Genomic DNA, 19,426 nt, shown 5'->3' with positions numbered 1-19,426 from the left:
ATCTCGAGAAGCTGGTCTTTTCTGCTGATATTTTTGTTTGTTTTGCGCTTTGTTTTGCACAAGACAAAGAATGCCGACAAACATTGAATGAATATTGGCAATGAGAACGATCAAGTGTCTAAAGGGCATTTGGTGGATGCCTTGGCATGCACAGGCGATGAAGGACGTGATACGCTGCGATAAGCTACGGGGAGGTGCGAATAACCTTTGATCCGTAGATTTCCGAATGGGGCAACCCACCTTTGGTGGCTGGAAAAATTAAGCTGTTTTCTAAAAAAGACAGTTTAGTTTTCTAGTCATCAGATAAAGGTATCTACATTTGAATAAAATAGGATGTAAGAAGCGAACGCAGGGAACTGAAACATCTAAGTACCTGTAGGAAAGGACATCAACCGAGACTCCGTTAGTAGTGGCGAGCGAACGCGGACCAGGCCAGTGACTTAAAGAAAGAAAAGTAGAATCGACTGGAAAGTCGAACCAAAGTGGGTGATAGTCCCGTATACGTAACTCTTCTTTAAGTCCTAGAGTAGGGCGGGACACGTGAAATCCTGTCTGAACATGGGTCGACCACGATCCAAGCCTAAGTACTCGTGCATGACCGATAGCGAACCAGTACCGTGAGGGAAAGGTGAAAAGTACCCCGACAAGGGGAGTGAAAAAGTACCTGAAACCGGATGCCTACAAACAGTCGGAGCCCAAGATTTGTTCTGGGTGACGGCGTACCTTTTGTATAATGGGTCAGCGACTTAGTCTAACGAGCAAGCTTAAGCCGATAGGTGTAGGCGTAGCGAAAGCGAGTCTGAACAGGGCGTTTAGTTCGTTGGATTAGACCCGAAACCGAGTGATCTAGCCATGAGCAGGCTGAAGGTAAGGTAACACTTACTGAAGGGCCGAACCCGTATCTGTTGCAATAGATTGGGATGACTTGTGGCTAGGGGTGAAAGGCCAATCAAACTCGGAGATAGCTGGTTCTCCGCGAAATCTATTTAGGTAGAGCGTTAGTCGAATTCTCCAGGGGGTAGAGCACTGGATGGGCTAGGGGTCCTCACCGGATTACCAAACCTAACCAAACTCCGAATACCTGGAAGAACTAACTAGCAGACACACGGCGGGTGCTAACGTCCGTCGTGGAGAGGGAAACAACCCTGACCACCATCTAAGGTCCCCAAGTTATGGCTAAGTGGGAAAGGATGTGAGGATCCCAAAACAACCAGGATGTTGGCTTAGAAGCAGCCATCATTTAAAGAAAGCGTAACAGCTCACTGGTCTAAATAAGGGTCTTTGCGCCGAAAATGTAACGGGGCTAAAGCCATACACCGAAGCTGTGGATTTACTCTTAGGAGTAAGTGGTAGCGGAGCGTTCCGTAAGCCTGTGAAGGGAGACTCGTGAGAGCTCCTGGAGGTATCGGAAGTGAGAATGCTGACATGAGTAACGATAAAGGGAGTGAGAGACTCCCTCGCCGGAAGTCCAAGGGTTCCTGCTTAAAGTTAATCTGAGCAGGGTGAGTCGGCCCCTAAGGCGAGGCCGAAAGGCGTAGTCGATGGGAACCACGTTAATATTCGTGGACCTGTGGGTAGTGACGGATTGCGTGTATTGTAAGGTCTTATTGGATTGATCTTGCAGTGAAGCAGTTCCAGGAAATAGCTCCCACATAGAGACCGTACCCGAAACCGACACAGGTGGACTGGTAGAGAATACTAAGGCGCTTGAGAGAACTACGTTGAAGGAACTCGGCAAATTGCACGCGTAACTTCGGAAGAAGCGTGACCCTTTAGCGGGCAACCGTTAGAGGGTGGCACAGACCAGGGGGTAGCGACTGTTTACCAAAAACACAGGGCTCTGCGAAGTCGCAAGACGACGTATAGGGTCTGACGCCTGCCCGGTGCTGGAAGGTTAAGAGGAGATGTGCAAGCATTGAATTGAAGCCCCAGTAAACGGCGGCCGTAACTATAACGGTCCTAAGGTAGCGAAATTCCTTGTCGGGTAAGTTCCGACCTGCACGAATGGCGTAACGACTTCCCCGCTGTCTCCAACGTAGACTCAGTGAAATTGAATTCCCCGTGAAGATGCGGGGTTCCCGCGGTTAGACGGAAAGACCCCGTGCACCTTTACTATAGCTTTACACTGGCATTTGTGTTTGTATGTGTAGGATAGGTGGTAGACTTTGAAGCAGGGGCGCTAGCCTTTGTGGAGTCATCCTTGAAATACCACCCTTACCGATATGGATGTCTAACCGCAGTCCGTTATCCGGATTCGGGACCGTGTATGGTGGGTAGTTTGACTGGGGCGGTCGCCTCCTAAAGAGTAACGGAGGCGCGCGATGGTAGGCTCAGAACGGTCGGAAATCGTTTGTTGAGTGCAATGGCATAAGCCTGCCTGACTGTGAGACTGACAAGTCGAGCAGAGTCGAAAGACGGTCATAGTGATCCGGTGGTCCCGTGTGGAAGGGCCATCGCTCAACGGATAAAAGGTACGCCGGGGATAACAGGCTGATGACCCCCAAGAGTCCATATCGACGGGGTTGTTTGGCACCTCGATGTCGACTCATCGCATCCTGGGGCTGGAGCAGGTCCCAAGGGTATGGCTGTTCGCCATTTAAAGCGGTACGTGAGTTGGGTTCAGAACGTCGTGAGACAGTTCGGTCCCTATCTGCCGTGGGTGTTGGAATATTGACAGGACCTGTCCCTAGTACGAGAGGACCGGGATGGACGTATCTCTGGTGGACCTGTTGTAGCGCCAGCTGCATAGCAGGGTAGCTATATACGGACGAGATAACCGCTGAAAGCATCTAAGCGGGAAACTCACCTGAAAACAAGTATTCCCTGAGAACCGTGGTAGACCACCACGTTGATAGGTCAGGTGTGGAAGTGTGGTAACACATGAAGCTTACTGATACTAATCGTTCGATCGACTTGATCGTTCCCATTTCCTATAAGCATTCATTAAAAATAACATCAAAAACTAGCTTCTCATCCTTTCTATGCTCTTTGCTGACTTGGTGGTTATGGCGGAGCGAACGCACCCGATCCCATCCCGAACTCGGCCGTGAAACGTTCCAGCGCTGATGGTACTTTGCCTTAAGGCACGGGAGAGTAAGTCGCTGCCAGGTCTGCTAAGCGCATAGAGCATCACTCACAAAATCTGAAAATAGAAAAAACACAAAACCAAGAAAACAATTAAGCGTGGACAAAAAATTACGCTTAATTTATTATCCTTCATAACGCGGGGTGGAGCAGCCCGGTAGCTCGTCAGGCTCATAACCTGAAGGCCGCAGGTTCAAATCCTGCCCCCGCAACCAATATAAATAAAAAGATCAGAATTTAGAAAAATTTCTCTTCAATAACCGCTTCCAGAGAAGTTCAGGTAAAAAATCCCCCCTGATCTGTATCAAAGACAAAAGCAAAAAAGCCACAGGCACACAGCTGCCTAAAGCTCCCCAGAATTATCGGTTCGTGCAGGACGAAAAGTAGGGTGTCATTTCTTCCCTTTGATTCTTCAAACAATGGGTGCGATTTAACAGACCGCGAGACTCCTTCAAACTCTCTCTTCTAAAATCATTATCATAGAAATCTTCCTGGCAGAAATTGCTAGAACCTTGCTAAAACAAGGACAAAACCTCACAGGAGCATTTTGGCTCATGTCTTGGTTAATGCTCGACAGAGGAAAAACCACAAATAAGAAAAAACAACGCAATCTATGGCTCGCAAACGCGCTTGCTCACACGCCAGCTCTGCTCAAAAACAAGACAAGCAAGAGAAAATCCATAAGGCTTTGCTGTTCCATAAAAAAAGACCAAAAACATTCCCTCTGTTTCTAAAGCGCCAAAAATCGGCTCTGAAAATCAAATATCTGCTCATAAGCAAAAGCCAATAACTTCAAGGCTTAACGTCGTAATCTGATCTCCACAGCACTGTCAATCCATCATGCACCTATTCAAAGGCTAAGAGCTTCCATGCTCGTTTAAATCAGATCAAGAGATAGCACGCTTGATGGTTTAAGCGGTCAGAACGCTAAACGAGCGTGCCAACGATTGCTCCCTGTTTGTTTTTGGTCTTTCCTTTCCATTTTTGGCGGATATTTGTCCATTTTGGAACATAATTGTTCAAGAGGCATTTTATCTCCATCATCATTCAAGGAGATAAAAACATGGAAACCCGCATTCCTGAAGACACACCCTTCGATACGCATTTTCTAGGAGAAACATCACTAGAGGAGCAGTATCCTCTCTTTTATACACCCATTTCATGGTCAGCAATCTTTGCTGGCCTGGTGACAGCTCTCGCTACCTCAATCTGCTTATCTTTTCTCGTTGCAGCTTTAGGTTTAAGCCAAATGGACTTCTCCTCTTCCTCTCCTTTTGAAGGCTCTTTCCTCTCTGTGGGGATTGGTTCTCTTATCGTTATGCTGATCAGCCTTGCAAGTGGGAGCTTTGTTGCTGGACGTTTTGCAGAAACATCAGGGGCCCTTCATGGCTTTTTAACCTGGGCTCTGTTAACACTTCTGATGGCTCTCCAAGCTTCCCTCTTGGTCTCAAGTGCAGCAAGCTTAAGCGCTAAGATTGTCTCAGAAAGTGGTGCAACACAACAAATCGTGGATAGTCTTAAAACAGATGTCTTTCCCCTTCTTTCAAAATTAAACGGCAAAAATGTTGAAAGTTTTTTGCGTGAGAACACCGAAAATGGGGTCGATTTTGATAAACTCCGCAGCGAGTTGCGCACCCTTCTCAAAAAAAGCGAAATCTCTGCTCTTGATCCTGACCGCTTGAAACAAGCCTATCAGAAAGCGCTCAAAGATGTTGGTTCAGTACTAACGGCTTTCAAAAACGATCCTTCTCACTCTCGCATATATTTGAGAGAGCTAAGACATCGTCTTTCTGACCATATCCAAACCATGACGGCAAAGTTTAATCAGAGCGAGATCATCGACGACCTTATGAAAGGGGGCATGACACGTGCTGAGGCACAAAAAGCAGCCAACCATGCACTGGATGTTTATCAAACAGCAGAGGCAAAAATTGGACAAACAATCAAAGCTTTTGAGCAACAGGCTAATACCTTGTCTGAAAAGCTAAACACAGCAAAAAACAATGCCCATCACGGTGCGGATAAAACTGCTAAAACAGCATCGCACATGGGATGGTGGGGCTTCTTGGGAAGCTTGATTGGTGCCATCCTTTCCAGTGTTTTTGGCTATTATGGTTACAGAAGCCGTAAGAACTCTTTCACGCTTTAATAACTTTCCTTTCATAAACCATGAAACCAATAAAAAGCTGTACAATCGGGTGCAGCTTTTTGTTTGCAAACCTTCTTATGCCTTTGTTGTAGGAAATGATCCTTCATACGCATAAAAGAACTAAGGGCTCTCTCTTCTGCGATCACTTAGCATCCTTGCTCAAAAACCTTGTATGGAGGAGAAATGAAGTCTCCCTGTTCAAGCACCATCTCCACCTTTACCTGCTGTAAACCAAAGACAATCTGTTGGCACGCTAGTTTAGCGTTCTGATTTGCTTAAGCCATCAAGCCTGTTCTCTTTTGAGCGGATTAATCCCATGGCGATATTTTAGCAAGCTTCGAACCAGGAAGCTGATCCTGTTCCTCAAGTAGATTGCCAAAAAATTGCCCAAAGTAATATTGTTTTATATGCGCAAAAGTGGACAATTTGCGCAAGAAATTTTTGAGAAAGTCGCTCAAACTTTATCCAGAAATGGAAGAAGATATTCACAATGTGGATGTGGTCGCTTTCTGGAGGGCAATTAAGCCAGAGAAGTTTGCTGGGATTGTTGCTGAAAGTATTTTGGGGATATGCTCTCTGAGCTTGCTTAAGGAATAAGAAGGTTTGCAAACAATTGGGGTAATGCCAGCTTGCCCTAGTCCAAATGGGGGACGCAATATCCTTATTGTCAGTCTGTTTAAAGAGAAAGAAGATAATCTTTACACAAGGAGGCTGTTTTGTGAAATATAATATGTGATGTTTGTTCTGTTTGCGCTGTGTCATGAAGTTTGAAAGTATTTTTAAATTTTATAAAACATGTTACCTATCACTTTTATAAATGAATTGCTTTTTGATAGTATCGGAAAATTTAAACAGAGATTGTGTTAGGTTGTAGAATGTTTTGTTCAGCTTTTTTAAAAAAGCGTGAAATATATGGACCGCTTTGTATAGGTTTTGATCCTAGTCACCACATTTTACAATCATGGAACTTAAGCTTTGATTATAAAGGATTAAAAGACTTTTGCGATATCCTCTTAGCGGCAGTTGTTGGTCATGTGGGTATCATAAAACCACAAGTCGCATTTTTTGAATTATATGGTGTGGAAGGCCTTCAAGTTCTCAAAGAACTTATTGAAAATGCACACGAACAAGGTTTATTGGTTATCGCTGATGCAAAAAGGGGTGATATTGGCTCTACTGTGGAAGCTTATGGGAAAGCTTGGCTTGGTTCAAGCAGCGCATTTAAAGCTGACGCTATAACAGTCAATGCTTTCCTGGGTTTTGATGCTCTTATACCTCTGATAAAGGTTGCAGAAGAAACAGCAACAGGAGTTTTTGTGGTTGTGCAATCTTCAAATCCAGAAGGCAAGCCCATTAGAAATGCACGTATCGGCAACCAAACACTCTCTGTTCATTTGGCACAGCGTATTTGTGACTATAATAGCCAGTCTTCAGGCAAGCATCAGTCTGTTGGTCCTATCGGTGCGGTCATTGGAGCAACATTAGGAAATGAATCAAAAGATACAATCGAGCAATTAAAAAACAGTCTGTTTTTGGTTCCTGGTGTTGGCGCTCAAGGTGGAACAATAAAACAATTGGCAGATCAATTTCCTCAAAGGCTATGGCAGAATATCATTCCCTCAGTTTCACGATCGATAACAGATGCTGGTCGCAATGTTGTTGATTTAAAAAACATTATTAATAGCTTTGTGGAGCAATCTCAAAGCACTCTCTTGTCTTGAGGTTCTTTTGCTTACGGTATAAAGATGAAAATCTCTTATAAACGAAGGGTGCTTATTCCAAATAAATGCTTTTGGGCTTATCCAAAATTAGCAGTTGCTAGAAGTGAGAATGACTAAAATCAAAAATTACTTGTGGTACTGCTAAAAATTACTGACGCATATTCCACTTAGTGTTTAGATAGGCATAAAAAATGGAGCAGATGATACTTGGGAGGCATTGATTTGATGGAGGGAAAGGAAAACGCAGTCAATTTTGGGAAACGTGTTTAAGTGCAAAAAGTCTTCCGCAGCCTGAGGTTGAGGTTAGTTTATCCCCTTCTTTGGAGATATTAGAAAACCAGAAAGTAAGTCTCGGACATGCTACAATGACTGTACAGATGACAAGCTATGGTGATGATCGTGTTTTTTTCCTATACACAACCGTTTTTAGGTGTGGTCTTACAGGAATATGCAGCTTGGTCAGTTTTAATATGAGGATGAGGCGTGGAAATTCATTGTCAAAAACAATATTGGTGCAAGACTAAACTGTTTGGTCTTGTGATATTTTCTTGTTTCGGGCACTCTTACCTGTTACCTGCGAAAATCGTGCGATCATAGTCCAAAAAGATGAGTGAGTAGATTGAATATGGGAGCTCTGAACCGTTTAAGGACAAAAGCCGTAGGAACACTGCGGGGATAAAAATAGATGGGCATTCGTCTCTGGCTCCTCCTCATTTTTGGTCAATGAATGTAAGGACGCTAACATAGAATTTACTTCCTGATATGGAAAGTGCAAAAATCTCTTAACGGATTATCCTAAAGGCGGCCCGCTTTGCCTGGTAAAAAGCAAAAACTTCTGAATATTACAGAAGGTCCAGATCGATAAAGTTATTGCAGCGTTTGTTTCTATACGATAGACACAAGTTGTCCGTGAACACATATTGTTGCTAGAGAATAACATGTCATCGAAACAAGAAAAAACCAAAGCTCGTTTACCACGTGGTTTTATTGATCGCACAAGCACGCAGCTGTATGCAACCGAAACCATGATTGCTCAAATTCGTGAGGTTTATGAGCTTTACGGTTTTGAAGCCCTTGAAACACCGATTTTTGAATATACGGATGTGTTAGGCAAGTTTTTACCTGATGAAGATCGCCCAAATGCGGGGGTTTTTTCGCTACAAGATGAAGATGAGCAATGGATGTCTTTGCGCTATGATCTCACCGCACCTCTTGCTCGTTATTTTGCGGAGAATTTTGAAATTTTGCCAAAACCATATCGGAGTTATCGTCTTGGTTTTGTTTTCCGCAATGAAAAACCCGGACCAGGGCGGTTTCGACAATTTATGCAGTTTGATGCTGATATTGTTGGAACACCAACAGTGGCGGCGGATGCTGAAATTTGCATGATGGCAGCAGATAGTTTAGAAAAACTAGGATTTCAGCATCATGATTATGCCATTCGTCTTAATAACCGAAAGATTCTAGAGGCTGTTTTGGAGCAAATTGGCTTGGTGGGACGTGAAAAAGCTGAAAAGCGCTTAACTGTTCTTAGGGCCATTGATAAACTTGATAAATTTGGTCTTGAAGGTGTGCGTTTGCTCTTGGGCAAAGGGCGTTTGGATGAAAGTGGTGATTTTACTAAAGGGGCACAGCTTAAGGACCAAGAGATTGATAGTGTTCTTGCTTTGCTCACAGGAGAAGCTGAAACAGCAGAGGAAACGCTTGATGCTCTTAGACACGTTGTTGGTCATCATATTCAAGGATTAGAAGGGGTGCGGGAGCTTGAGGAAATGCAGGCAATTTTTGCCGCAAATGGTTATCAAAACCGTATCAAAATTGATCCATCTGTGGTGCGGGGACTGGAATATTATACCGGACCTGTTTTTGAGGCGACATTGCTTTTTGATGTTCTCAATGATGATGGACAAAAAGTTGTCTTTGGGTCCATTGGTGGAGGTGGGCGCTATGATGGATTGGTTGCACGATTTCGTGATGAAAATGTTCCAGCGACGGGTTTTTCAATTGGTATCTCACGCTTGATAACAGCTTTGCAAAATCTTTCAAAGCTGCCTGTAAAGAAAACACCTGGGCCGGTTGTGGTGCTGATGATGGATAGAGAGCCAGAGGCTGTTGCACAATATCAAAAAATGGTCATGCAGTTGCGTAAAGCGGGAATTCGTGCTGAACTCTATCTGGGAGCATCAGGGATTAAAGCGCAGATGAAATACGCAGATCGCCGTCAGGCTCCTTGTGTGGTGATTCAAGGATCACAAGAGCGCCAAGACAGAAAAATACAGATCAAAGATTTGATCGAAGGTGCGCGGTTGTCTCATGAAATTAAGGATAATCAAACATGGCGCGAAAGCAGACCAGCGCAGATAACGGTGGATGAAGAGCGATTGGTCCAAGCTGTACAAGATATTTTAATATCCCAAAATGCACAAAAGTTTTAGCTTTTCAAATATCAGGATCATTACCTTAGGTTTTCCGCCTTAATAAGTAAGACGTGAGAGTAGAGGGAGAGGGAGAGGGGTGGTCATGGTCCACTTGTAAAGAACAGACGTGTTACCAGGGAGAATTATGAAATTTACCAAGGATTAGCAAAAGGATTTACCAGTTTATTAAGGATGAGTCTCTCAGAGGCCTGTTGGGTACTGAAAACCTTATTCGTCGTTTTATTGAAGAAGTTCATTTTATTTAAAAACGGAGGCTTCAATGCGAGAGTTTTCCCTTAGCCGCAGGCAAGGCGTTTGGCGTTCATAAAGTTATGATCTTGGTATCGAAAGGGGCATCCGGTTTTGGAAGCGCTTACCAAAAACTATAGGTTATGATGGTGCTCTGTGAGGATCGATGCCATCTTGTATTCTGGCTCTTCCCTGTGTTGGAAGCTCTAGATTGTGTGACGGGCATAGGGGGATCAGCATGAGATGGAAGACTTGAGAAGCAAGCCAAGATTTTACCTTGAAGAGTCATGTATGGTGCGGATACTTTCGGGCTAAGCTTTATGTTTTCTTTTTAACAATAGGGGCCGGAGTGCATTTACCCAAGCAGCTTAGCTTTTTGAAGAGGTGAGAATACAAAAGTTATTGCTGAGAATGGTTCTGTTCAGAGGTACAAAGAGAACGGATGAAGAAGGAAAATTGCATCCCTGTTCTCCTTTTCCACTCAAACAGGAAAATAGCACATAACGATGATGAACATTTTTACAAAGAACGCCCCCTTCTTGAAGGCTTCTTCAATAAACGTAACCACTTCAGATGTATCTCCTCGTGATGGGATAAAAAAGCTTCTTCTTTTATGGGATTCTTGGTCTCTACTTCAATCTTTTGAGGTGTGAGCTACACATACCCTTCACGCAAAACAGAGCACCATTGTGTTGCCCATTCATGTGCTTATTTTAAAGAAATATCTCTCAATGTTCCTAAGCCTATTTCACGACGGTACCCGTGAATGGTAGAACGGTAAGGCCATTGTGCATCATCATCTTTACGCTTATGAAGGTGCAAGCCGGCACCATCATTCTATTTTCCGGCCTTCAATGTTTCACCGGTTCTTGCATTGAGACGATTCATAAAAGGCATTTTTATTCCTTTCTTTAAGTGTTTTTCTCTACACGCCAATCCGGCTTGTGATGCGCAAGCGAAAGGTTTTGATTGATTCACGGGAAGAGGGCTTGAAATGAGAAAATCTTACGATAAATATGAAAATAATGAATTATCATTATAAATCAATATCTTATACATAAAACCCCAAAGTAACTAATCTCAAGTGAGTAAATTTTAAGTCACATAAAAAAATTCATAAAAATACAAACGGTATAAACTAAATTACAAACAGAAATTTGTGCCATTTAAACAAGCGATTTTGCTATGAAACGCGTTTTCAGTATTTTAAAAAGATTTTATTTTGGGAAGATCTCCTAATAAGGATCTGTTGTACAATTGTCCAAATAGCCTTCTTCTTTGAACCATTTTTCAATGACACCATCATGAATAACAGCAGCAAAGCGCCATGACCGCATTCCAAAACCAACATTGTCTTTAGCAACCAACATTCCCATTTTGCGGGTGAATTCACCTGAGCCATCAGGAAATCAATTTCACGTTTTCGGTACAAATTCCTCTTTGCGAAGGAATTTGTACAGTTATCTAAACGAGTGAGTTTGGTTTGCAATTAACCTTTTAGAGCTTTTAGAACATTTTGTGGTGAAGAGGCTTCATAAGGATCTGTTGTGCAATTGTCCGAATAGCCTTCTTCTTCGAACCATTTTTCAATGACACCATCATGGATAACAGCAGCATAACGCCATGACCGCATTCCAAAACCAACATTGTCTTTAGCAACCAACATTCCCATTTTGCGGGTGAATTCACCTGAGCCATCAGGAATCAATTTCACGTTTTCAATCCCTTGAGCTTTCTTCCAAGCGTTCATGACAAAAGCATCATTGACGGAAAGGCAATAAATTTCATCAATACCGACTTTTTTAAATTCATCATAGAGCTTTTCAAAATCAGGGAGCTGAAAGGTCGAACAAGTAGGAGTGAACGCTCCAGGAAGAGAAAAAAGAATAACTCGCTTCCCTTTAAAGTACGTATCACTGTTAACCTCTTGCCACCGATAAGGATTATTTCCACCTATGGATTCATCCCGTACACGTGTATGAAAAGTGGCATTGGGAACTGTTTTTTTTATCATAATCATGCTCCTGTATTTTCTATGAGAATTGTGTTTTAAAAAAGTCCTCGTCTTAAAATATATTGAAAAGAACGACTTAAACAGTCTTCTTTTCTAACGAGTTTGCAAGTATTTCATTGTTGCGTCAAGTAGAATTAATGGTCGACTTTGATAGATGTTTACTCTAGAATCAAACAAAACAAGATGAAGGCGCTTCCATGACTATCATGACAGTTTTGACTACGGCTTTTAATGATCAAAAACCTGGAACGTCTGGTTTACGCAAAAAAGTTTCTGTTTTCCAACAGCCCCATTATGTTGAAAATTTTATTCAATCTCTTTTTAATAACATTGGGCCTCTTGAAGGGAAACTGCTGATTCTTGGAGGAGATGGACGCTATTTCAACCACACCCTTCTTCAAATTGTGTTGAAAATGGCTGCTGCTCATGGTGTTGCGTGTGTTAAAGTTGGAAAAGGGGGATTGTTCTCTACGCCTGCTGTTTCGCATCTTATTCGCAAATACCATGCCCATGGTGGTATTATTCTCTCAGCAAGTCACAATCCTGGTGGTCTGGAGGGGGATTGTGGCATCAAATACAATATTTCCAATGGCGGACCTGCTCCTGCTTCTTTGTGTGATGCTGTTTTTGCAACCTCGCAACATCTTTCTTTTTATAAGATTGTTGAGGCTCCAGATATTGATTTAAGTACGCAAGGCACGACCTTTGTGGGGGCCATGCAAGTAGATGTTATTGATCCTGTAGCAGATTATGTTGCACTGATGCAGGAGATTTTTGATTTTGACTGTATTGCCAAGGCTGTGGCAGAAGGGTTAACTTTGCGCTTTGATGCAATGCATGCAGTAACGGGACCTTATGCGTATGAAATTTTTGAAAAATGCTTAGGATTCTCTGAAGGAACAGTAGTTAATGGCGTTCCTTTGCCAGATTTTGGAGGGAAGCCTCCAGATCCAAATTTGGTTCATGCGAAGGATCTTTATGATTTGTTGATGTCGGATCAAGGACCTGATCTTGGTGCGGCGTCTGATGGTGATGGAGATCGTAATCTCATTATTGGTCGTAAACAATTTGTCACGTCTTCTGATTCTCTGGCTATCATGGCGGATCATGCACATCTGATAAAAGGGTATAGGCAGGGTATTGTGGGTATTGCACGCTCTATGCCAACCGGGCGTGCGGCTGATCTGGTTGCTGAAAAAAAAGCATTAAACTTTTTTGAAACACCAACGGGATGGAAATTTTTTGGGTCGCTTTTAGATGCTGGAAAAGTGACCTTTTGTGGTGAAGAAAGCTTTGGAACCGGCTCTCATCATATCCGCGAAAAAGATGGTTTATGGGCTGTCTTATTTTGGTTAAATCTTTTAGCGGTAACAGGGAAAACTGTCGCACAAATTACGCAACAGCATTGGCACACTTATGGGCGTTTTTACACTTTGCGTTATGATTATGAAGCAGTGGAGGCGTGTAAAGCTCGCATGGTCATGGATGCGTTGTGCGCGCGTTTACCAAAGGCAGGCATGAAAATTGCGGGACTCCAGGTTGAAAAAGCAGATGATTTTACCTATCATGATCCCATTGATCAGAGTATCAGCACGGGGCAGGGAGTGCGTATTTTTTTTAAGAATGGAGCACGGTTAGTGGTGCGCTTATCAGGGACAGGGACGGTGGGCTCTACCCTACGGCTTTATTTCGAGCAGTACGAAGCTGACCCATGTAAACACAATCAAGATCCGCAAAAAGTCCTCCAACCTTTGCAAAAGGCAGCGCTGGAATTGTTAAAAATACAACAAAAATTGGGTTGCAAACAGCCTGATGTTATCACATAGAGAGCTGTTTCAAGTTGTTTCTTGCAAAGGGGGGCATCATTGTTTTACAAGTGCTTTTGGGCTGATTTTTTTGTCATGATGGAAAGTCTCAACTTTATTTTTTGGAAGGCTTCGTTCACTCAAACATAAGCGCGAGAAGCTGATTCCAAAAACCGAATGCCATTGGCAACAAAATTGGGTGGTAAACGAACGCTCTGATGTTCGAGGTTTTTCTTAAGGAGGTTTCTCTCCTTTTGTCTCTTGTGGATGGAGCATCTTTTGGGAATCGAGCAGCTGGTCATCATTATTGCCAGCTTCCCATTTTTAATGCTTCAGTGCGCAAAGTCATGTTATTTTTATGCATAAAAAGTTTTAAAGTTTTCTGACCTTTGCAACAGGTGGCCTTGCAAGGCATGTGTTTTTTTGAGACCAGAGCGCGGTTGTAGAACACTTGTTGGGAACAAGGGCGGTAGGAGTATCCTTACGGCTTTCTTTTGAGCCGTATAAAGCTGACCCCACACAAACACAATCAAGATCCACAAAAAGTTCTTCTTCTCAAGAGGGTGGAGCAGAGTGGAGCGCGCTTAACTGATTATTGCAAGAGGTGGGGATTAGATTGTTTAAGATCCAATAAGAATCGGACCGCTTGCGGTCCGATATTCTAATTCCGATATTCTAATAGAGAGGTCTATCAGGAATAGAGAGGTCTATCAGGGAGGTTTCAATCTATTTGTTTATTGCGGGTGGATCATCTTTTTGGGATCAACCAGCCGATCATAATCATCTCCAGAAACTCCCGCTTTGATAGCTTCAGTACGCAAAGTCGTGTCATTTTTATATGCTGCTTTAGCAATTTCGGCAGCTTTTTCATAGCCAATTTTCGGTGCAAGAGCTGTTATTAACATGAGAGAGCGTTCCATGAGAGAGTGAATATGGACTCGATTGGCACGTAATCCTTGAATGCAATGCATGTCAAAAGAACGCATGCAATCACCAAGAAGCGTAATCGACTGTAAAACATTATAGCCAATAACAGGTTTATAAACATTGAGTTCAAAATGTCCCTGGCTTGCGGCAAATGTTACACTGGTATGATTGCCGAAAACTTGGCAAGCAACCATAGTCATTGCTTCACACTGCGTGGGATTGATCTTGCCTGGCATAATGGAAGATCCTGGTTCATTTTCTGGAAGGCTTAGTTCACCCAGCCCTGAGCGTGGACCGGATCCCAAAAACCGAATGTCATTGGCAATTTTAAATAGATCAGCTGCTAATGCATTCAAGCTTCCATGAAAATGTGCAAGGGCTCCATGATGGGCGAGTGCTTCAAATTTATTGCTGGCAGTCTTAAAGGTTATTCCTGTGAGGGTGCTGATTGTTTGCGCAAAAGCAACGTCAAAACCTTGCGGTGCATTGAGTCCTGTTCCAACAGCTGTCCCTCCTTGGGCAAGCATTTGGACATCGGCAAGCGCACTTTCAATGCGTTGGCGGTTGGCTTCTAGTGCTGCGCGATAACCTGAAAATTCCTGTCCTAATGTCAGAGGTGTTGCATCCTGGGTATGGGTGCGTCCGATTTTGATGATATCGGCAAATTCTTCTTCTTTTTTTCTTAAAGTAGTAATAAGAGCGTCAAGGATGGGAAATAAGTGTTGGCGTGTTTGGAGTGTGGTGGCAATGTGAAGTGCTGTGGGAAAGGAATCGTTTGACGATTGGCTCATATTTACGTGATCATTGGGGTGAACGGGTGCTTTACTGCCAAGTTTTCCTCCCAAAAGCATGCTGGCATGGTTGGCGATGACTTCATTGACGTTCATATTACTTTGGGTGCCAGAACCAGTTTGCCAGACAGAAAGTGGAAAATGCGTATCAAATGCTCCTGCGAGCACTTCATCGGCGGCAGTAATGATTGCTTTTCCGATGTTTTGTGCAAGCTTGCCTTTTTCCATATTGACAACAGCTGCAGCTTTTTTGATAAGGCTTAAGGCATAGATGATGGTGAGAGGTTGTTTTTCTGTGCCAATATTAAAATTATGCAGAGAACGTTCAGTTTGTGCTCCCCAATAACGATCTTGACGTACTGAAATCGTTCCAAAGCTATCTGTTTCCTGACGTGTTTCAACCATGGTAAGATCCTTTTATGTTCAGTGGTTAATAAAAAGGGTAAATAACGCAAAATAGAAAAAAGAGGCAAGACTTTGAAGCCTCTTGAGAGAAATTATTTGTAAAGAACCTTGACATTGGAAAGTGGCGATTTTATATTACCGCTACTGTTAGCACTCTCCAACTATGAGTGCTAACAAGGACTTAAGATTAATGCAATTATATTAAGTTTTAAGGATTTGAAATATGGCTAACATACAATTCCGCCCACTTCACGATCGTGTCGTTGTCCGTCGGGTTGAATCTGAAAACAAAACTGCTGGGGGGATTATCATCCCTGATACAGCTAAGGAAAAACCTCAAGAAGGTGAAATTATTGCTGTTGGCAATGGAGCTCTCGATGACAATGGAAAGCGTGTGCCTTTAGAAGTGAAAACAGGAGACCGTATCTTGTTTGGAAAGTGGTCTGGAACCGAAGTGAAGATTAATGGTGAAGACCTCTTAATTATGAAAGAATCTGACATTATGGGAATTTTGGGGTAATCCAGCCTCTCAATTTTTTCATTTTCTACTATTTAGGACATAACTCCAAGGAGAAATTAAATGGCTGCTAAAGAAGTCAAATTTGGCCGTGAAGCGCGTGAGCGTTTATTGCGCGGCGTTGATATCCTTGCTAACGCTGTTAAAGTAACGCTCGGCCCTAAAGGTCGCAATGTTGTAATTGATAAATCATTTGGTGCACCTCGCATCACAAAAGATGGTGTATCTGTTGCAAAAGAAATCGAGCTTGAAGATAAGTTTGAAAATATGGGTGCGCAAATGTTGCGCGAAGTTGCTTCTAAAACCAATGACATTGCTGGGGATGGAACAACAACTGCAACTGTTTTAGGACAGGCTATTGTACAAGAAGGGGTGAAAGCCGTTGCTGCTGGCATGAACCCAATGGATCTCAAACGTGGGATTGATGCTGCTGTTGAAGAAGTGGTGAGTAATCTTTTCAAAAAAGCGAAAAAAATCCAGACTTCAGCAGAAATTGCACAAGTGGGAACAATTTCCGCCAATGGTGCTGCAGAAATCGGTAAAATGATCGCTGATGCTATGGAAAAAGTTGGCAATGAAGGCGTTATCACCGTGGAAGAAGCGAAAACTGCTGAAACGGAATTGGAAGTCGTTGAAGGGATGCAATTCGACCGTGGATATCTTTCCCCTTATTTCGTCACCAATGCTGATAAAATGGTGGCTGATCTCGACGATCCTTACATCCTCATTCACGAAAAGAAATTGTCTAATTTGCAATCCTTGCTTCCAGTGCTCGAAGCTGTTGTTCAGTCTGGCAAACCTCTTCTTATTATCGCTGAAGATGTGGAAGGTGAGGCTTTGGCAACGCTCGTTGTTAACAAGCTGCGCGGTGGTTTGAAAATTGCTGCTGTGAAAGCTCCAGGATTTGGTGATCGCCGTAAAGCCATGTTGGAAGATATTGCAATCTTGACATCGGGTCAGGTTATTTCTGAAGATGTTGGCATTAAATTAGAAAATGTTACTTTGGATATGCTTGGTCGTGCGAAGAAAGTGAATATTTCTAAAGAAAATACGACGATTATTGATGGTGCTGGGAAAAAAGCTGAAATTAATGCACGCGTAAACCAAATCAAGGTACAGATCGAAGAAACAACTTCTGACTATGACCGTGAAAAATTGCAAGAAAGACTTGCTAAACTCGCTGGTGGTGTTGCTGTTATCCGTGTTGGTGGTGCGACAGAAGTTGAAGTGAAAGAAAAGAAAGATCGGGTTGATGATGCCTTGAACGCAACACGTGCAGCTGTGGAAGAAGGTATTGTTGCCGGTGGTGGAACTGCATTGTTGCGTGCTGCAAATGCCTTGACAATTAAAGGAAGCAATCCTGATCAAGAAGCTGGTATCAATATTGTTCGTCGTGCACTACAGGCACCAGCACGCCAAATTGCAACTAATGCAGGTGAAGAAGCAGCGATTATCGTTGGCAAAGTGCTTGAAAATAACGCAGATACATTTGGTTACAATACCGCAACTGGTCAATTTGGTGATTTGATTGCTCTAGGAATCGTTGATCCTGTGAAGGTTGTGCGTTCTGCTCTCCAGAATGCTGCATCGATTGCCAGCCTTCTCATCACAACAGAAGCAATGGTTGCTGAAGTTCCAAAGAAAGACACTCCAATGCCTCCAATGCCTGGTGGCGGAATGGGTGGAATGGGCGGAATGGATTTCTAAGCCCTTGCATAAAGGTAAAAGGAAACGGGCCACTGAGCCCGTTTTTTTTGTACAATTTTTTTGTTTCATTAAAGTTTCTGATGTATCGTTATGATGTCATCAGATTTTGCTCTTCTCTTATGCTTTTTTCTCTTGTTCAATATAAGTGTTTTTATGAAAGCGTTTTTCTTTAAGAATGCTCTGTATCGGTATTTTGTAAAATCTCATCCTCGTTTTATTTTGGAAGGACTTTAATCCTTTAGAATTCCAGGATAAAATGCCGTAAAAGATTTTCAATACCAGTTTTTAGCGTTGCAGTTGAAGAGGGGCATCCGGCACAGGCTCCCCACATATTGAGGTAAACAATACCGTTTTCAAATCCACAGAAAGTAATATCTCCACCGTCATTGGCAACGGCTGGGCGAACACGTGTTTCAAGAAGTTCCTTAATTGTTGAGACGATATTGGCGTTTTTTATTGCGGCATGGCTTCAACACCTAAAACTTCTGGGATAAAATGTCGTAAAAGATTTTCAATACCAGTTTTTAGTGTTGCAGTTGAAGAGGGGCATCCGGCACAGGCTCCCCGCATATTGAGGTAAACAATACCGTTTTCAAATCCACAGAAAGTAATATCTCCACCGTCATTGGCAACAGCTGGGCGAACACGTGTTTCAAGAAGTTCCTTGATTGTTGAGACGATATCGACGTCTTTTTCGTCATAAAATTCTTCGTTAAGGGCGTGCGTTTGCGCTTGTATTGTGGCATTTGTGTTGATAACCGGGGCATCGGATAGAAAATGTTCCATAATGGTGCCTAAAATGGCTGGTTTGAGATGTTGCCACTCGCCATCTTTTTTGCTCACGGTAATGAAATCATAACCCAAAAGAACACCATTAACATTTGGAATATTAAACAGTTTTGCAGCTAAAGGTGAGTTTTTAGCGGCTTCTTCACTGGTACGAAACTCTAAGACACCCTTGGAAAGTACCACACGACCTGGCAAAAATTTAAGTGTTGCAGGATTTGGTGTGGTTTCAGTTTGAATAAACATACACTCTCCTTTTGGTGTGAAAGGTTAGGAAGGTCGTTGAGTTCAGAATACTGTATTTAAGCAATGGATTCAATATCTTCATCGGCAAGATTGCTTGGAATAACGGTAACAGGGATTGAAAAAGCTGTTCCCCGACTCCCGATAAGTTGGACAAGTGGGCCTGGTCCTTCTGTGTGTCCACTGGCAGCTAAAACAATGAGCGCGATCTCCTTATTTTCGTCGATCAGGTTGGCAATTTCATCAATTTTTTTTCCCTCACGCACAATTATTTCTGTTTTAAGGGCGTGTGTGGTGCGTACATCATCGGCAATTTCTCCCAATATTTTATAGGCAGCTTGCGTTGATTCCGATCGCATAACGTTATTTACGCCCAGAAAATGTTGAAATTCTACACTATCAACGACACACAGCAACACCAATGTTCTATTGGTATTTTGGGCATGCTGTGCGGCAAAAGCAACGGCACGTCGACACTCTGGCGTTTCATCAATAATGACTAAAATTTTCCGTTTGTGACCTGTTTTCGGATTTTTTTGCTTGGAAACCATGGGGTTTTCTCTATTTTCTACAGACAATTTTTTTACTTTTTACAGTTTAAGTTTTATTGT

11 protein-coding genes, 1 tRNA gene, 2 rRNA genes and 4 pseudogenes are annotated in these 19,426 nt (G+C 42.8%); 11 read left to right on the top strand and 7 right to left on the bottom strand.

Features of this window, described 5'->3' with window-relative positions:
- Nucleotides 1-108 precede the first annotated feature (108 nt).
- The 8 genes and pseudogenes from MF1_RS05290 to hisS all read left to right on the top strand — a co-directional run bounded on the left by MF1_RS05290 (nucleotide 109) and on the right by hisS (nucleotide 9,389).
- Nucleotides 109-2,921 (top strand): 23S ribosomal RNA (locus MF1_RS05290).
- 74 nt (nucleotides 2,922-2,995) lie between these two features.
- A 5S ribosomal RNA gene (rrf, locus tag MF1_RS05285) occupies nucleotides 2,996-3,110 on the top strand.
- Nucleotides 3,111-3,222: 112 nt separating this feature from the next.
- A tRNA-Met gene (locus MF1_RS05280) sits at nucleotides 3,223-3,299 on the top strand.
- Nucleotides 3,300-4,147: 848 nt separating this feature from the next.
- The gene (locus MF1_RS05275; RefSeq protein ID WP_161510594.1) at nucleotides 4,148-5,233 is read left to right on the top strand and encodes a YrzE family protein; all 1,086 of its coding nucleotides are present in this window, start codon (nucleotides 4,148-4,150) and stop codon (nucleotides 5,231-5,233) included.
- A 426-nt stretch (nucleotides 5,234-5,659) separates the two neighbouring features.
- The gene (locus MF1_RS06615; protein WP_162532069.1) at nucleotides 5,660-5,830 is read left to right on the top strand and encodes a hypothetical protein; all 171 of its coding nucleotides are present in this window, start codon (nucleotides 5,660-5,662) and stop codon (nucleotides 5,828-5,830) included.
- A 278-nt stretch (nucleotides 5,831-6,108) separates the two neighbouring features.
- Entirely contained in the window at nucleotides 6,109-6,954 is an 846-nt protein-coding gene (pyrF, locus tag MF1_RS05270; protein WP_014924353.1) for an orotidine-5'-phosphate decarboxylase, read from the top strand.
- Between the two features lie 269 nt (nucleotides 6,955-7,223).
- Nucleotides 7,224-7,428 (top strand): annotated as a pseudogene (locus MF1_RS06960) (isocitrate/isopropylmalate dehydrogenase family protein); the annotation flags it as partial.
- A gap of 464 nt (nucleotides 7,429-7,892) precedes the next feature.
- On the top strand, nucleotides 7,893-9,389 hold the full coding sequence (gene hisS, locus MF1_RS05265; protein ID WP_161510627.1) for a histidine--tRNA ligase: 1,497 nt from the start codon (nucleotides 7,893-7,895) through the stop codon (nucleotides 9,387-9,389).
- 942 nt (nucleotides 9,390-10,331) lie between these two features.
- On the opposite strand, the pseudogene MF1_RS05260 reads toward hisS, so the two are convergent.
- The 3 genes and pseudogenes from MF1_RS05260 to MF1_RS05250 all read right to left on the bottom strand — a co-directional run.
- Nucleotides 10,332-10,517 (bottom strand): annotated as a pseudogene (locus MF1_RS05260) (integrase); the annotation flags it as partial.
- A 338-nt stretch (nucleotides 10,518-10,855) separates the two neighbouring features.
- A pseudogene (locus MF1_RS05255) lies at nucleotides 10,856-11,045 on the bottom strand (peroxiredoxin); the annotation flags it as partial.
- A gap of 64 nt (nucleotides 11,046-11,109) precedes the next feature.
- The gene (locus MF1_RS05250) at nucleotides 11,110-11,634 is read right to left on the bottom strand and encodes a peroxiredoxin (protein ID WP_161510626.1); all 525 of its coding nucleotides are present in this window, start codon (nucleotides 11,632-11,634) and stop codon (nucleotides 11,110-11,112) included.
- 197 nt (nucleotides 11,635-11,831) lie between these two features.
- On the opposite strand from MF1_RS05250, the gene MF1_RS05245 reads away from it, so the two are divergent.
- On the top strand, nucleotides 11,832-13,460 hold the full coding sequence (locus MF1_RS05245; protein WP_161510625.1) for an alpha-D-glucose phosphate-specific phosphoglucomutase: 1,629 nt from the start codon (nucleotides 11,832-11,834) through the stop codon (nucleotides 13,458-13,460).
- 713 nt (nucleotides 13,461-14,173) lie between these two features.
- Here MF1_RS05245 and fumC read toward each other — a convergent pair.
- Complete coding sequence (gene fumC / locus MF1_RS05240) at nucleotides 14,174-15,562, bottom strand: class II fumarate hydratase (RefSeq protein WP_161510624.1); 1,389 nt, start codon at nucleotides 15,560-15,562, stop codon at nucleotides 14,174-14,176.
- Nucleotides 15,563-15,785: 223 nt separating this feature from the next.
- Between fumC and groES the strand changes: the two genes are divergently transcribed.
- The gene (gene groES, locus MF1_RS05235) at nucleotides 15,786-16,082 is read left to right on the top strand and encodes a co-chaperone GroES (protein WP_006590484.1); all 297 of its coding nucleotides are present in this window, start codon (nucleotides 15,786-15,788) and stop codon (nucleotides 16,080-16,082) included.
- 60 nt (nucleotides 16,083-16,142) lie between these two features.
- Nucleotides 16,143-17,786: a chaperonin GroEL gene (groL, locus tag MF1_RS05230; RefSeq protein ID WP_161510623.1), complete on the top strand. Its 1,644-nt coding sequence runs from the start codon at nucleotides 16,143-16,145 to the stop codon at nucleotides 17,784-17,786.
- Nucleotides 17,787-18,024: 238 nt separating this feature from the next.
- Here groL and MF1_RS05225 read toward each other — a convergent pair.
- From MF1_RS05225 to MF1_RS05215, 3 genes and pseudogenes are all read right to left on the bottom strand, one after another.
- Nucleotides 18,025-18,240, bottom strand: a pseudogene (locus MF1_RS05225) (NifU family protein); the annotation flags it as partial.
- Entirely contained in the window at nucleotides 18,240-18,818 is a 579-nt protein-coding gene (locus MF1_RS05220; protein ID WP_161510622.1) for a NifU family protein, read from the bottom strand. The gene MF1_RS05220 and the pseudogene MF1_RS05225, both read right to left, overlap by 1 nt.
- Nucleotides 18,819-18,874: 56 nt before the next feature.
- Nucleotides 18,875-19,366: a universal stress protein gene (locus MF1_RS05215; RefSeq protein ID WP_161510621.1), complete on the bottom strand. Its 492-nt coding sequence runs from the start codon at nucleotides 19,364-19,366 to the stop codon at nucleotides 18,875-18,877.
- Nucleotides 19,367-19,426: the final 60 nt, after the last annotated feature.

Source organism: Bartonella quintana, from assembly GCF_009936175.1.
Taxonomy (GTDB): Bacteria; Pseudomonadota; Alphaproteobacteria; order Rhizobiales; family Rhizobiaceae; genus Bartonella; species Bartonella quintana.
The sequence above is the reverse complement of the archived record's forward strand: the minus strand, read 5'-3'. Positions and strand labels throughout refer to the sequence as shown.